At 38.3% G+C, this 1,212-nt stretch carries 1 pseudogene; it reads right to left on the reverse strand.

Annotated features, from left to right (window positions below):
- Nucleotides 1-1,212, reverse strand: a pseudogene (locus AC2FB1_RS10915) (hypothetical protein); the annotation flags it as partial.

Consider the following 1,212-nt stretch of genomic DNA (forward strand, 5'->3'; position numbering starts at 1 on the left):
GTTGACGCGCTTTGTGAATTAGCTGTGCTCGTTGACGCGCTTTGTGAATTAGCTGTGCTCGTTGACGCACTTTGTGAATTAGCTGTGCTTGTTGACGCACTTTGTGAATTAGCTGTGCTTGTTGACGCACTTTGTGAATTAGTTGTGCTTGTTGACGCGCTTTGTGAATTAGCTGTGCTCGTTGACGCACTTTGTGAAGTTGATGTGCTTGTTGGATCAGTCACCTTAATTGTTTCCCCATTAAAGAAGTTCGTTCCTCCAGTTACAGAAGTAGAATATGGATTAAATGTAAACGATGTATCGCCCCCAGAATTAATAGGAACTGTCCATGTCGTTGTTAAACCATAGCCTTGTTTAGCCTGTTGTCCATTCATTTGATAACCATCTGCCCAAGTATATCCATTACCTTGTTTAACCATAGGTGTTGTATTTGCTGCTGGTTTACTAACCTTTGCACCTGTTGAGTCTGTAATATAGTTCGTGGCAGATGAAGGAGTTCCATATCCGTTACCTAATGTAAACATTGTTTGATAAGATGTACCTGTATTGTATATTGAATAGCCATTTGATAATTGAGTTGGTTTTTCTACTGTTGTAGTTTCAGGATTATCATATGTAACTGTATAAGTAAAAGTCATAGAAGTACCATTATTAACAGTTGTTAGTTTATAGTAAATTGGAATGTTATAATTTGTATCAGTACCAGCACCAGTATAAGTGTTTGTAGTTGAAGTTGCTGCTGCTGCTGCGAATGTAGTTACAGCCATTCTACTAAAAGTTCTTAGTGGAGTTATTGAAGTACTATCAGCTGAAGAATCATTATTACTAATAGCAATTGATGAACCTAAATCTTCATTTGTAGTACTATCTTTTGTTTCTGTACTTGCTGCACTATCTTTTGCTTCTGTACTTGCTGCACTATCTTTTGTTTCTGTACTTGCTGCACTATCTTTTGCTTCTGTACTTGCTGCGCTATCTTTTGCTTCTGTACTTGCTGCGCTATCTTTTGCTTCTGTACTTGCTGCACTATCTTTTGCTTCTGTACTTGTTGCACTATCTTTTGCTTCTGTACTTGCTGCGCTATCTTTTGCTTCTGTACTTGCTGCACTATCTTTTGCTTCTGTACTTGCTGCACTATCTTTTGCTTCTGTACTTGCTGCACTATCTTTTGCTTCTGTACTTGCTGCACTATCTTTTGCTTCTGTACTTGCT

It is taken from the genome of Staphylococcus sp. CoH_129_LAB_1, assembly GCF_058191515.1.